We start from the raw sequence: 13,235 nt of genomic DNA, 5'->3' as shown, positions 1-13,235 counted from the left end.
ATAATGCATTCATCCGTAATAACTTTTCCTGGATCTAATTGTGATAGAGATATGGATGTTGCTTTAAAAAAATTTGGCTTTAAAAATAAAATGGTTTGGCATAATGATGTTGAACTGCCAAAAAGTGATTTAGTGGTTTTACCAGGTGGTTTTTCATATGGGGACTATCTTAGATGTGGAAGCATGGCATCAAAATCAAAAATTATGAAATCAATTCTAAACTTTGCTCAAGGTGGGGGTAAAGTTATGGGTATCTGTAATGGTTTTCAAATTTTAGTTGAATCTGGTTTGCTGCCAGGTGTACTTCTTAGAAATAAATACCTGGAATTTATTTGCAAAAATATTTTTGTTAAAGCTAACAACAAAGATAACTCTTATTTTAAAGATGATAAAAAAGACGTCTATGAGTTTCATATAGCTCATAATGAAGGTAATTACTTTTGTTCTAATGATCAAATTAAAGAAATCAATGATAATAATCAAATAGCTTTATTTTACTCAGATGAAAACGGAAATGTTAATGAGCAATGTAATCCAAACGGTTCATTACAAAATATAGCTGGTGTATTTAGTAAACAAAAAAATGTGTTAGGAATGATGCCTCACCCTGAAAGAATGATAGACCCTGCTCTATCAGGTGAAGATGGTTCAATATTTTTTGAAAACTTAATTAATAATTTGAAATAATGATAGTTAACGAGCAACTTGCAATCGATCATGGTTTAAAAAAAGATGAGTATAAAAAAATCTGTGATTTATTAAAAAGAGTTCCCAATATTACTGAACTAGGTATCTTCTCAGCAATGTGGAATGAGCATTGTTCTTATAAATCTTCAAGATTTCACCTTAAAAACTTACCTACTAAAGGAAAAAATGTAATTCAAGGACCTGGTGAAAATGCTGGTGTTATTGATATTGGTGATGATGATGCAATTGTATTTAAGATTGAAAGTCACAATCACCCTTCATTTATTGAACCCTATCAAGGTGCTGCAACTGGCGTTGGTGGTATTATGAGAGATGTCTTTACAATGGGTGCAAGACCAATAGCTAATTTAAACTCAATTCATTTTGGTTCGCCCCAACATAAAAAAACTAAAAATTTATTACGTGGTGTTGTTCACGGTATAGGGGGATATGGAAATTGCATGGGGGTTCCAACAATTGCAGGACAAACTAGTTTTGATGAGTCTTATAACGGTAATATTTTAGTAAATGCAATGACTTTAGGTCATGTTAAAAAAAATAAAATTTTTTATTCAAAAGCTGCAGGTTTAGGAAAGCCTGTAATATATGTTGGTTCAAAAACAGGTCGTGATGGAATTCATGGTGCTAGTATGGCATCAGCTTCTTTTGATGATAAAATTGAAGAGAAAAAACCAACCGTTCAAGTTGGAGATCCTTTTACAGAAAAACTATTATTAGAAGCCTGTTTAGAGTTAATGGCAGGAGATTCAATTATTGCTATTCAAGATATGGGTGCTGCAGGATTAACTTCTTCAAGTATCGAAATGGCTTCAAAAGGAAATTTAGGAATTGAAATCAATTTAAATAAAGTTCCTTGTAGAGAGGCAAATATGACCCCTTATGAAATTATGTTATCAGAAAGCCAAGAGCGGATGCTTATTGTTTTAGAAAATGGTAAAGAAGAAATGGCTAAAAAAATATTTGATAAATGGAATTTAGACTTTGCTGTTATTGGTAAAACAACAAAAAGTAAAAAAATTGAACTTTATTTTGATGAAGAAAAAGTAGCAGACATTCCTGTTAACACATTAGTTGAGAACTCACCTATGTATGACCGGAAATGGAAAAAAGCGAAACTACCCAAAAGGATTAAGATTGAAAAAGACCTATTTAAAACCTTAAAGGTAAAAAATGTTTTAAACAAAATACTATCTAATCCAAATGTTTGTAGCAAAGAATGGATTTGGCAACAGTATGATCACACTGTCATGGGTGATACTATTCAAAAACCTGGTGGAGATGCAGGGGTTGTTAGAGTTCATGGCACAAATAAAGCAGTTGCAGCATCTGTTGATTCATCTGCTGTATATTGTTGGGCTCATCCATTAAGTGGTGGAAAGCAAATTGTTTGTGAAAGTTGGAGAAACTTAATTTCAGTTGGTGCAAAACCAATTGCAATTACTAACTGTTTAAATTTTGGTAGTCCTGAAAATGAGGAAAATATGGGTGAGTTTGTTGAATGTGTTCAAGGCTTAGGTGAAGCAAGTGCTTACTTGGAATTTCCAGTAGTCTCGGGAAATGTTTCTTTCTACAATCAAACTAAAGATATTGGTATTAAACCTACTCCTGCAATTGGAGGTGTTGGTTTAATTAAAGATTATCAAGATATGGTTACAATGGATTTAAAGGAAGCTGATAATGTACTTTTAGTTATTGGTAAAACTGAAGGTCATCTTGATCAAAGTTTATTTGCAAGAGATATTTTAAATGAAAAAAATGGGCCTCCCCCTGAAATTAATCTTTTTAATGAAAAAAATAATGGTGAAACAATATTAAAACTTATTGATAAAAAGTATATTAAGTCTGCTCATGATGTCTCTTTAGGAGGTATAATTACAGCTCTTTCTAAAATGTGTATCAAAGGTAAAAAAGGTGCAACACTTAAAAAACCAAATTACTTAATTAATCAGTTTGAATATTTATTTGGTGAAGACCAGGGAAGATACATTGCGGAAATTAGCAAAGATGATCTAGAAAGTGCTACTAAAATACTTCAAGAAAACTCAGTACATTTTGATGAACTTGGATCAGTAATTGAAGATAGTTTAATAATTGATGATAAGACAAAAGTATCAATTGACGATTTGATCAAATCACATACAAATTGGTTAACTAACTACATGGATAATTAAAATGGCAATGGATATAAAAGAAGTTGAAACACTTATTAAGGAAGCTTTACCAGATGCTATAATAGAAATTCAGGATCTTGCTGGAGATAGCAATCACTACTCAGCAACAATTACTTCAAGTAAATTTTCTGGAAAAAGCAAAATTGAACAACACAAGATGGTATATAATTCTTTAAAAGGAAAAATGGGTAACGAACTTCACGCATTAGCAATTAAAACAAAGGAACAATAATGGACGATAGCACAAAAAATTTAATTCAAAATCATATAGATACAAACGAAGTATGTTTATTTATGAAAGGAACACCAGATGCTCCACAGTGTGGATTTTCTATGGCTGTATCAAACATGCTAAAAATTTTAGAAGTCAATTATAAAGGGATCAATGTTCTTGAATCTCAGCCTTTAAGAGAAGGTATAAAAGAGTTTAGTGACTGGCCAACTATTCCACAAGTTTATATTAAAGGTGAATTTGTTGGTGGCTGTGACATAGTTAAAGAAATGTATGAAAACGGTGAACTCAAGAAAGTGCTTGAGGATAAACAAATTAATTATAAAAAATAAATATTTACTATCTAGAGTAATATTCAATTACTAGATTAGGTTCCATTATTACTGGATAAGGAACTTCATCAAACTTTGGTGTTCTAACAAAAGTAACTTTTTTATTTTTTTCATCTAGCTGAATGTATTCTGGAGTTTCTCTTTCTTTGTTTGCTAAAGCAATATCAATAAAAGCTAACTGTTTGGATTTATCTCTGATTTCAATTACATCTTCTTCTTTAACAACATAGCTCCCAATATTAACTTTTTTACCATTAACTCTAACGTGACCATGGTTGATAAGTTGTCTAGCTGAAAATACAGTTGTTGAAAATCTTGCTCTGTACACAATTGAATCTAATCTTCTTTCAAGTAATCCAATTAAATTTTCACCTGTATCCCCTTTTAACATGGTAGCTTTTTTGTAAATATTTCTGAATTGTCTTTCGTTAATATTACCATAGTAACCTTTTAATTTTTGCTTAGCTTGTAACTGAATTCCGTAATCGGAGGGTTTTCCTTTTCTTCCTTGACCGTGTTGTCCTGGACCATAGTCTCTTTTGTTAAAGGGACTTTTAGGTCTTCCCCATAGGTTAATCTTTAACCTTCTATCTATTTTATGTTTAGCACTTATTCTTTTTGTCATTTGTTAAGTGGGGTTATAAACTTACTCATTATTTTGTCAATCAACCTTTTTTGGACAAACTTGCAAATACACTGGACAAAATACGCGTTTCCTTCTCAGAAAGCTCCATTTTATAAAAAATGCTTCTTAAGTTTTCAAGCATTATAGGTCTCTTCTCCAAAGGTTTAAAAAAATTCTTTTCTTCTAATTTTTTGATACATAAATTGGTCATTGCTTGAATATCCTTCTTGTTAGCTAAAGTTATTTTTTTTGATTTAGAAAACTTTGCACCCTTTAAATTAATGATACTTGCAACTGCGTGAGCAATAATAATGACACTATGAGACAAGTTTAAAGATTTAAAATCAGGATTAGTCGGGATTTGCATAGTATAATTAGCATAACTAATCTCATTATTAGACAAACCAGATGCCTCAGAACCGAATAAAAAGGCTATCTTTTTATTAAAATCAATTTTTTTTAAGTCTTCTAGATTAATGTGTTTTATATTTTTATTTCTAAATCTTGCAGACGTTGCAATAACGTAGTCTACTTTTTTTAAGGCAGATTCTAATGTTTCATGGACTTTAGCATTAATAATTAGATCTTTTGCACCAACTGAAGTTGCTAGAATTTTATCATTTGGAAAAATAGGTTTTGGTTTAACAATAACTAATTTTTTAAAGTTAAAGTTTTTAACAGCTCTAGCACAAGCTCCAATATTTTCAGATAATTGGGGTTGATGTAAAATAAATGAAATGTTATTAGATGACATTAAAGACTTGCTGGAGCATTATCTTTAAACAATTTGTAATCCAAGCTATCAACCAGCGCTTTGAATGAAGCATCAATTATATTTGCTGAGACACCAATCGTGAACCAGTTTTTACCTTTTGAGTCAGTGCTTTCAATTGAAACTCTAGTTATCGCTTCTGTACCTGTATTTAAAATTCTAACTTTATAATCTACTAATTTTAAATCTTTTAAATATTTTGAATATTTATTTAATCGATCCACATTTTGTCTAATGGCATTATCTAATGCATTAACAGGACCGTTTCCTTCACCTGTGCACATAATCTTTTCACCATCAACTTCAAGCTGTGCTTTTGCAGAAGAAACAATTGCTCCTGATGAATCTTTTTTAACAGAAACATCATATTCTTTAATCAATATATATCTTGGTATCTTGCTAATAATTCTTCTAGCTAATAATTCAAACGATGCGTCAGCACCGTCATAACTATAACCAATAAACTCTCTATCTTTTACTTCATCTAAAAGTTTTTTAATTTTAGGGTCACTTTCTTTTATTTCAATACCAATAGTTTTTAATCTTGAGATTATATTGGATTTTCCTGATTGATCAGAAACTACAATATTTCTAGAATTTCCAACTTCTTCAGGGTTAATATGTTCATACGTTTTTGGATCTTTTTGAACAGCTGATACATGAAGGCCACCTTTATGAGAGAAAGCAGCGGCACCAACGTATGGAAGATGTTTGTTGGGTTTTCTATTTAAGATCTCATCTAATAATCTAGAACATTCTGTTAATTTTTTAATATTATCTGGTTTAATGTTTAAATTAAATTTAGTTGCAAAATCTTTCTTTAAAAAGAAAGTAGGAATTAATGACATTAAATTAGCATTACCACATCTTTCACCTAAACCATTGATGGTTCCTTGCACCTGTCTAACCCCAGACCAAACTGCAGCTAAAGAATTGGCAACGGCATTACCTGTATCATTGTGAGCGTGTATGCCTAAATTTTTCCCAGGTATAGTTTTAGAAACTTCTGTTATAATTTTTGTAACTTCATGAGGTAAAGTTCCACCGTTAGTATCACATAAAACAATCCATCGTGCTCCCTCATCAAATGCTGTTTTAAGACATGATAAAGCATAATTTGGATTAGCTTTATATCCATCAAAAAAATGTTCTGCGTCAAACATGAACTCTTTATTCTCTTTAACAAAGTGTTTTGCTGTCTCCTTGATGTTTTCTAAGTTTTCTTCATTAGAAATACCAAGGGCTATATCAACATGAAAATCCCAAGATTTTCCTACAATACAAACTGCTGGCGTGTTTGAATTTATAAGCGCTGCTAGACCCGGATCATTATCTGCGCTACGACCAGTTCTTTTAGTCATTCCAAATGATGTTAGTTTAGCGTTATTAAATGAATGTTTTTTTTGAAAAAATTCAGTATCAGTAGGGTTTGCTCCTGGCCAACCACCTTCAATATAATCAATACCTAAATTATCTAAAGCTAAGGCAATCTTTAATTTATCATCTATAGAAAAATCAACACCTTGCGTTTGTGCACCATCCCTTAGTGTTGTATCAAATATATAAAGTTGTTCTTTACTCATTTTAGTTTCCAAATTGTTTTACCACCTTTGTCCTCTATTAAAACCCCTTTATCTAAAAGCTTATCTCTAATGATATCTGCTTCTTTATAATTCTTGTCCTCTCTTGCTTTATTTCGAAGTGCAATCATTTCTAAAATATCACCCTCATTAATCGATGATTTTTTCTTTTTAAACTCAATCCATTCTTCTTTTGTTTTATTTAAAATACCAATGAAATTACAAGCTAATACGAATAAATTTTTTTCTTCGTTACCTCCCTTTAAAGCTTTGTCATAAAGCTGATGTAACTTTGCAATGTAACCAGGTGTATTTAAATCATCATATAACGGAGATAAAATATCTTCATTCAAAACTGTTTTATCATTTGATGGTAAATAAACTTCATACCATTTATCAATAGTATTTTTACAATCTTCTAGAAGCTTTTCGCTCCAGTCCAATGGCTGTTTGTAGTGGGCACTCATTAGAGCAAGTTTTAAAACTTGTCCATCAACTTTGTCTTTAAAATCTTTAATCTTTATTATGTTGCCTGTAGATTTAGCCATTTTTTCATTAGACATAGTAATAAATGCGTTGTGGATCCAATAATTTGCAAAAACTTTAGTATCATTAGCACATCTTGATTGAGCAATTTCATTTTCATGATGAGGGAAAATCAAATCTATTCCACCTCCATGAATATCGAATACGTCACCTAAGTATTTCTTAGACATTGCAGAACATTCCAAATGCCAACCAGGTCTTCCTTTACCCCAGGGCGAATCCCAAGCAGGCTCATCATCTTTAGAAGGCTTCCACAAAACAAAGTCTTCAGATTTTTTTTTGTTCTCTGAAACTTCAACTCTAGATCCTGCAATTAAATCTTCTAATTTTTTATTAGATAGTTTTCCATAATCTACAAATTTACTTACTTCAAAGTAAACATGATTATTTGCCTCGTAGGCAAAATCTTTTTCTATTAAAGATGATATCATTTCAATCATAAGATCAATATGATCTGTAGCTTTTGGTTGTTGTGTTGGGTTATCTAAGTTTAAATAATTACAATCATCATTAAAATCATTAATAACATTGTTCGTTAACTTAGATATTAAAATATTTTTTTTTTTTGCTGATTTAATTATTTTATCATCAACATCAGTAATGTTTCTTATATAATTTATTTTATCATACCCATATTTTAATTTTAAAACTTTGTATAAAATATCAAAAATGACAAGAGGTCTTGCATTACCTATGTGTGGGTTATCATAAACAGTTGGACCACAAACATACATACCAATGTTTTCTTTATTTAAGGGAACAAATTTTTCTTTTTTGTTGCTAAGGTTGTTTGTTAAAAAAATATCTTTATTCATTACTTTAGAATTATACTTTAATTGTAGATTTGTGAATCTTTTAGATTAGTTGGGAATCTTGCAAACTGGAATTGGCTCCATTTTATGCAAGTTTATATTTCTTATTTTTTCGTATTTTTCACGATTTATTGAATTAACATTATTCATTGCTTCTTCTAATTCTTCATATCTAAGACCTAACTGACCTTCATCAGTTCTGCCATCATCCCATAATCCATCAGTTGGAGCAGCATCGATTATTTCTTGGAGAATATTAATGGATTTACCTATTTCCCATACTTCTGATTTGTTACAATCTGCAATTGGAGAAATATCTACCCCACCATCTCCATACTTCGTATAAAACCCTACTCCAAAATCCTCAACTTTATTTCCAGTACCGACTACGATACCCTTGTTTGCAGCAGCTACTTGATAAAGAGTAGTCATTCTAATTCTTGCTCTAGAATTAGCCATGCCATGTTCACTATCAAAATTGGATAGCGTGCCCTGAAATGCTTCAAATAATTTATCTAAACTTAGTGTGTGAGCTTCAACATTATCAAAATTTTTAACAAGCCACTCTTGATGTTTTAAGCTTAAGTCATGTTGTGATAATTTTTGTTTAATAGGCATAGATAAAACAATTGTTTTTATACCCGTCATTGCACTCAATGTACTTGATACAGAAGAATCTATTCCTCCAGAAATTCCAATGACTAAAGATTGAGCCTTACTTGGCATCTTTTCTACGTAATTTTTAATCCAATTGCTTATAAATTTTGCTTTTTCTAGTGGTTTCATTATTTAAAATTTAAACGAAATTATGTCTAATACAATGCTTTAAGATGCCGCTTTAATATTTTTTTTAGAATAAGCAGCATTTTTTTTAATTTCATCGGAAATTAAAAAAGCTAGCTCCAATGCTTGATTAGCGTTAAGTCTTGGATCGCAATGAGTGTGATAACGGCTAGATAAATCTTGATCAGATATTTTCTGAGCACCACCTGTGCATTCTGTAACATTTTGACCTGTCATTTCAATGTGTAATCCACCGGCATAACTTCCTTCACTTTGGTGGCATTCAAAAACATTTTTTACTTCTTTGATAACACTATTAAATGGTCTTGTTTTAAATCCAGTTGTAGCTTTAATTGTATTTCCATGACAAGGGTCACATGACCATATTACATTTAAACCTTCTTTTTTAATTGCTCTAATTAATTTTGGTAAAAATTTAGAAACATTATCATGTCCAAATCTTGAAATTAAAGTTATTTTACCTTTTTCATTATTTGGATTAATTTTATTACAAAGATTTATTAAGTCCTCTGCTTTTAATGTTGGTCCGCATTTAATTCCAATCGGATTTTCAATTCCTCTACAAAACTCAACATGTCCACCATCTAGCTGTCTTGTTCTATCTCCTATCCAAACAAAGTGAGCTGACGTATCATGATATTCACCTGTAGTAGAATCTACTCTTGTCATTGCTTGCTCAAATGGAAGAAGTAAAGCTTCATGTGAAGTCCAAAAGTTTACTGTTTTTAATCTTCTATTAAAATCTGAATTAATTCCACATGCATCCATAAATGCAAGTGCATCTGCTATTCTGTCTTCCAAATCTTTAAATTTTTTAGCAGCTGGAGAGTTTTTAATAAAACCTAAGTTCCAAGTATGCACTTTTTTAAGATCAGCAAAACCGCCGTGAGAAAATGCTCTTATAAGATTAAGTGTTGATGCAGATTGAGAATAAGCTTTGAAAAGTCTCTTAGGGTCTGGAACTCTTGACTTTTCGTTAAATTCCATTCCATTAATATTGTCTCCTAGGTAACTAGGTAATTCAACACCATCTATATTTTCAACAGGAGAACTTCTTGGTTTTGAAAATTGGCCGGCAATTCTTCCAAGTTTAATAACTGGTAATGAGGCAGAATAAGTAAGTACAAGTGACATTTGCAGTATTAGTTTAAATGTATCTCTAATATTATCTGGATGAAATTCTGCAAAACTTTCTGCACAATCTCCACCTTGTAATAGAAAAGCTTTTCCATCAACAACATCTGCAAGCTGTTCTTTTAAGTGTCTTGTCTCACCTGCAAAAACTAATGGGGGGAAATTTTTAATTTTACTTAAAACACCATCCAAATCTTTTTGATTAGGATATTCAGGAATGTGTTTTACAGGATAATTTCTCCAGCTATTTATTTTCCAATTTTTCATTTTCAACCTAGGGGTGTTGTAGCAGAGTTTAATTATTATTCAACTGTGACGGATTTTGCCAGATTTCTAGGCTTGTCGATATCATAACCTTTTTTAAGAGCTGAATAATAAGCCAATTTTTGCAAAGGAACTGTTAATAAAAAAGGTAACAAGTCATCATTAGCACTTTCAACCAATATAGTTTCCCAGATATTTTCTGAAAAAACTTCATCTTTGCTCTTGTTAGTAATCAATAAAACTTTAGCACCTCTTGCTATTACTTCCTGCATATTAGAAATTGTTTTTTTATAATAATTATCTCTTGGAGCTAAAACAACTACTGGCATTCCATCTTCAATTAAAGCTAAAGGACCATGCTTCATTTCACCAGCTGGATACCCTTCAGCATGCACATATGCTAATTCTTTTAATTTTAACGCTCCCTCTAATGCAATTGGATAAGAAAAACCTCTGCCTAAAAACATCGAACCTTTTGCATCTGTAAATGAAGTAGAGACTGTTTGGATTTTTCTCTCTGTAAGTAAAGTTTGTTCAACTAACTTGGGTAATGTTTTTAAGTCTTTAATTTTATTCAAATATAAATCTTTATCTAAATCATTTCTTAAAATTCCTAATTTTAATACTAAAATATAAAGAACCAGCATTTGACCCATAAAAGCTTTTGTGGAAGCTACACCAATCTCTGGTCCACAATGAATTGGTAAAACAAATTTAGAGTCTCTTGCAATAGAACTTTCTATAACATTAACCACACTGCAAGTTTTCATGTTATTTTTATTACATAAATCTAATGCAGCAAATGTGTCTGCTGTTTCGCCAGACTGAGAAACAAAAATGTATAAATTATCATTTTTAAATCTATTTTTTCGATATCTGAACTCAGATGCAACATCAATTGTTACATCAAGTGTAGTATTTTCTTCAAACCAATATTTTGCCATTAAGCAAGAATGGTAAGCTGTTCCACAGCCAATCAAAGTAACTGAGGAAATTTCTTTTATATCCCATGGAAAATTATAAATATTGATATCGTTGTTAATTTTATCGACATACTCATTTATACAATTCTTTAATGTTGTTGGCTGTTCCTCAATTTCTTTAGCCATAAAGTGTTTAAAATCACCTTTGTCATAATCCTGCTCTTTTGAAGATAATTCTAAAACTTTTTTATTAACTTTTAAGCCTTCCTCATCAAAAAACTCAACTTGGTCTTTTTTTATAATGCAAAATTCTCCGTCATTTAAATACGAAATTTTATTAGTCATAGATTTTAAAGCATAAGAATCTGATCCTAAATAATTTTCGTTAGGACCATAACCAACTGCAAGTGGAGACCCTCTTCTTGCACCCACTATAAGATCAGGTTGATCTTTAAAAATTATTCCTAAAGCAAAGCTTCCATGAAGCTGTTTTAGAGTTTTAATAATCGCATCCTTTAAATTAAGATCTTTTAAATACTCTGTAATTAAATAAACAATTACCTCTGTATCTGTCTGAGATTTAAATACATGACCTTTTTTAATTAAATATTTTTTTAAAATAGTAGAATTTTCAATAATACCATTGTGTACTACAGATACACTTTCTGATGAATGGGGATGTGCATTAATAGTATTTGGAATTCCATGGGTTGCCCATCTAACATGACCAATTCCAATTGGACCTGACATATTTTTAACTGCAAGATTTTTTTCTAAAATATCAACTCTACCTTCAGATTTAGCTTCATTTAATATACCATCTGATAAAGTTGCAATACCTGAAGAGTCGTAACCCCTGTACTCTAACTTTCTAAGAGAGTTGATGATTGCAGATGATACTGGTTTATTGCTTGCTATTCCTATAATTCCACACATATTATTTTATTTTTCTTTTATAGTTTTTAACTTCTGTTTGAGAGCTTCTAGTTAAAGCTAATGAATTTTTTTTAACTTTTTTTGTGATCACTGAGCCAGCACCAACAATACTATTTTTTTCAAGAGTAATAGGTGCAACTAATGAAGAATTAGAGCCTATAAATACATTGTCTTTAATTTTTGTTATACTTTTTTTAACACCATCATAATTACAGGTAATTGTGCCAGCTCCTACATTTACACTTTTGCCTATTTCACTATCACCAATGTATGATAAATGATTAATTTTTGATTTTTTTCCAATTGTACTTTTCTTAACTTCTACAAAATTTCCAATTTTTGATCCTTCTTCAAGAGTAGTACCTGGTCTTAATCTTGCATAGGGTCCAACTTCAACTTTATTCTTAATTTTACAATCCTCTAAATGCGAAAATGAATTGATAATTACATTATTGCCAATTTTAACTTTTTTTCCAATGACAACATATGGATTAATAGTAACGTTTTTTCCAATCTTTGTATCTTTTGAAAAAAAAATAGTTTCAGGACCAATCATCTTTACACCAGACTTGATAAAAAATTTACGAAGTTTTTCTTGTTCAATATTAGAATTTATTTGTTTCATCTAGAAATATTTTTATATTAAGTGTATAGATATCTTAATTCACAATTTATTTCTTAAAAATACTTTATTAATGACTAAAAATTACTCAATATTATTTGACCTAGATGGAACATTGGTTGATACGGCACCTGATTTGATGAATGCCCATAATCATGTAATGAAAAAATATGGTTATCCAACAAAATCTACAGCAGATATAAGAAATCTGGTCGGACAAGGAGCTGGGGCAATGATTGGTAGATCTATATGGGGACAAGCCAAAAAAGAGTTTGGTAAAATTGATGACCAAAAAATTAAAGCTGAAATGGTTAAGGATTTTGTTAATTTTTATGGAAAAAATATTATTAAAGAAAGCACACTTATTAACGGTGTGAAAGAATTTTTAAAGTGGTGTAAAGAAAAAAAAATTTCAATGGCAGTTTGTACTAACAAACAAGAACATTTAGCAATTGATCTTTTAAAAAAAATTGGAATTTATGATTATTTTGAGTATGTAGCTGGATCAGATACTTTTGATTATTGCAAACCCGATCCAAGACACATAACAAGTATAATTGAAATTATTGGTGGTGATGTAAAAAAATCTCTAATGTTTGGTGATAGTGAAACTGATGCAAATGCTGCAAAAGCCGCATCTGTTCCTGTTATTTTATTAGAAAATGGTTATACAGAAAAAAATTCTAACGAAATTTACCATAATCATTTAATAAAAGACTTTATCGGTGTTGAAAAAATAGTTTCTACTTACTTAAAAGATTGATTTAATTTTTT

General features: G+C 30.5%; 13 protein-coding genes. 5 read left to right on the top strand and 8 right to left on the bottom strand.

From position 1 onward, the window contains the following. Positions 1-3 precede the first annotated feature (3 nt). From purQ to grxD, 4 genes are read left to right on the top strand one after another with little or no spacing between them, the layout of a single operon-like run. Positions 4-687 (top strand): phosphoribosylformylglycinamidine synthase I, encoded by a 684-nt coding sequence (gene purQ, locus E5R92_RS00310; RefSeq protein WP_168606146.1) that lies wholly within the window; start codon positions 4-6, stop codon positions 685-687. Beyond that, a complete protein-coding gene (purL, locus tag E5R92_RS00305; RefSeq protein ID WP_168606145.1) occupies positions 687-2,879 on the top strand; it encodes a phosphoribosylformylglycinamidine synthase subunit PurL in 2,193 nt (730 codons plus the stop codon). The genes purQ and purL overlap by 1 nt, the downstream gene beginning before the upstream one ends. 1 nt (position 2,880) lies before the next feature. Continuing rightward, entirely contained in the window at positions 2,881-3,111 is a 231-nt protein-coding gene (locus E5R92_RS00300) for a BolA/IbaG family iron-sulfur metabolism protein (RefSeq protein ID WP_168606144.1), read from the top strand. Further along, entirely contained in the window at positions 3,111-3,443 is a 333-nt protein-coding gene (gene grxD / locus E5R92_RS00295) for a Grx4 family monothiol glutaredoxin (RefSeq protein ID WP_168606143.1), read from the top strand. Before E5R92_RS00300 ends, grxD begins: the two co-directional genes overlap by 1 nt. Positions 3,444-3,450: 7 nt before the next feature. On the opposite strand, the gene rpsD is transcribed toward grxD, so the two are convergent. The 8 genes from rpsD to E5R92_RS00255 are packed head-to-tail and all read right to left on the bottom strand — an operon-like array spanning position 3,451 to position 12,464. Next, positions 3,451-4,068 carry a 30S ribosomal protein S4 gene (gene rpsD / locus E5R92_RS00290; RefSeq protein ID WP_168606142.1) on the bottom strand — a complete coding sequence of 206 codons (618 nt, stop codon included), beginning with the start codon at positions 4,066-4,068 and terminating at the stop codon, positions 3,451-3,453. Between the two features lie 40 nt (positions 4,069-4,108). Continuing rightward, positions 4,109-4,822: an RNA methyltransferase gene (locus E5R92_RS00285; protein WP_168606141.1), complete on the bottom strand. Its 714-nt coding sequence runs from the start codon at positions 4,820-4,822 to the stop codon at positions 4,109-4,111. Beyond that, positions 4,822-6,423, bottom strand: coding sequence for a citramalate synthase (gene cimA, locus E5R92_RS00280; RefSeq protein WP_168606140.1), 1,602 nt, complete (start codon positions 6,421-6,423; stop codon positions 4,822-4,824). The genes E5R92_RS00285 and cimA overlap by 1 nt, the downstream gene beginning before the upstream one ends. Further along, complete coding sequence (cysS, locus tag E5R92_RS00275; RefSeq protein ID WP_168606139.1) at positions 6,420-7,781, bottom strand: cysteine--tRNA ligase; 1,362 nt, start codon at positions 7,779-7,781, stop codon at positions 6,420-6,422. The genes cimA and cysS overlap by 4 nt, the downstream gene beginning before the upstream one ends. A gap of 45 nt (positions 7,782-7,826) precedes the next feature. Beyond that, the gene (gene nadE / locus E5R92_RS00270) at positions 7,827-8,564 is read right to left on the bottom strand and encodes an NAD(+) synthase (RefSeq protein WP_168606138.1); all 738 of its coding nucleotides are present in this window, start codon (positions 8,562-8,564) and stop codon (positions 7,827-7,829) included. A 39-nt stretch (positions 8,565-8,603) separates the two neighbouring features. Continuing rightward, positions 8,604-9,983: a class II 3-deoxy-7-phosphoheptulonate synthase gene (locus E5R92_RS00265; RefSeq protein WP_168606137.1), complete on the bottom strand. Its 1,380-nt coding sequence runs from the start codon at positions 9,981-9,983 to the stop codon at positions 8,604-8,606. A 35-nt stretch (positions 9,984-10,018) separates the two neighbouring features. Next, positions 10,019-11,839: a glutamine--fructose-6-phosphate transaminase (isomerizing) gene (gene glmS, locus E5R92_RS00260; RefSeq protein WP_168606136.1), complete on the bottom strand. Its 1,821-nt coding sequence runs from the start codon at positions 11,837-11,839 to the stop codon at positions 10,019-10,021. 1 nt (position 11,840) lies between these two features. After that, positions 11,841-12,464, bottom strand: coding sequence for a DapH/DapD/GlmU-related protein (locus tag E5R92_RS00255; RefSeq protein WP_168606135.1), 624 nt, complete (start codon positions 12,462-12,464; stop codon positions 11,841-11,843). Between the two features lie 70 nt (positions 12,465-12,534). Between E5R92_RS00255 and E5R92_RS00250 the strand changes: the two genes are divergently transcribed. Next, positions 12,535-13,224, top strand: a complete 690-nt coding sequence (locus E5R92_RS00250; RefSeq protein ID WP_168606134.1) for an HAD-IA family hydrolase — start codon at positions 12,535-12,537, stop codon at positions 13,222-13,224. Positions 13,225-13,235 lie beyond the last annotated feature (11 nt).

The sequence above is a fragment of the Candidatus Pelagibacter giovannonii genome, assembly GCF_012276695.1.
In the GTDB taxonomy this organism is placed as follows: Bacteria; Pseudomonadota; Alphaproteobacteria; order Pelagibacterales; family Pelagibacteraceae; genus Pelagibacter; species Pelagibacter giovannonii.
This window is presented reverse-complemented; position numbering and strand designations above follow the sequence as displayed.

Coding starts and splice junctions, on each gene's coding strand:
- purQ (WP_168606146.1), top strand. CDS start 4: ATGCATTCATCCGTAATAACTTTTCCTGGATCTAATTGTGATAGAGAT.
- purL (WP_168606145.1), top strand. CDS start 687: ATGATAGTTAACGAGCAACTTGCAATCGATCATGGTTTAAAAAAAGAT.
- E5R92_RS00300 (WP_168606144.1), top strand. CDS start 2,881: ATGGCAATGGATATAAAAGAAGTTGAAACACTTATTAAGGAAGCTTTA.
- grxD (WP_168606143.1), top strand. CDS start 3,111: ATGGACGATAGCACAAAAAATTTAATTCAAAATCATATAGATACAAAC.
- rpsD (WP_168606142.1), bottom strand. CDS start 4,068: ATGACAAAAAGAATAAGTGCTAAACATAAAATAGATAGAAGGTTAAAG.
- E5R92_RS00285 (WP_168606141.1), bottom strand. CDS start 4,822: ATGTCATCTAATAACATTTCATTTATTTTACATCAACCCCAATTATCT.
- cimA (WP_168606140.1), bottom strand. CDS start 6,423: ATGAGTAAAGAACAACTTTATATATTTGATACAACACTAAGGGATGGT.
- cysS (WP_168606139.1), bottom strand. CDS start 7,781: ATGAATAAAGATATTTTTTTAACAAACAACCTTAGCAACAAAAAAGAA.
- nadE (WP_168606138.1), bottom strand. CDS start 8,564: ATGAAACCACTAGAAAAAGCAAAATTTATAAGCAATTGGATTAAAAAT.
- E5R92_RS00265 (WP_168606137.1), bottom strand. CDS start 9,983: ATGAAAAATTGGAAAATAAATAGCTGGAGAAATTATCCTGTAAAACAC.
- glmS (WP_168606136.1), bottom strand. CDS start 11,839: ATGTGTGGAATTATAGGAATAGCAAGCAATAAACCAGTATCATCTGCA.
- E5R92_RS00255 (WP_168606135.1), bottom strand. CDS start 12,464: ATGAAACAAATAAATTCTAATATTGAACAAGAAAAACTTCGTAAATTT.
- E5R92_RS00250 (WP_168606134.1), top strand. CDS start 12,535: ATGACTAAAAATTACTCAATATTATTTGACCTAGATGGAACATTGGTT.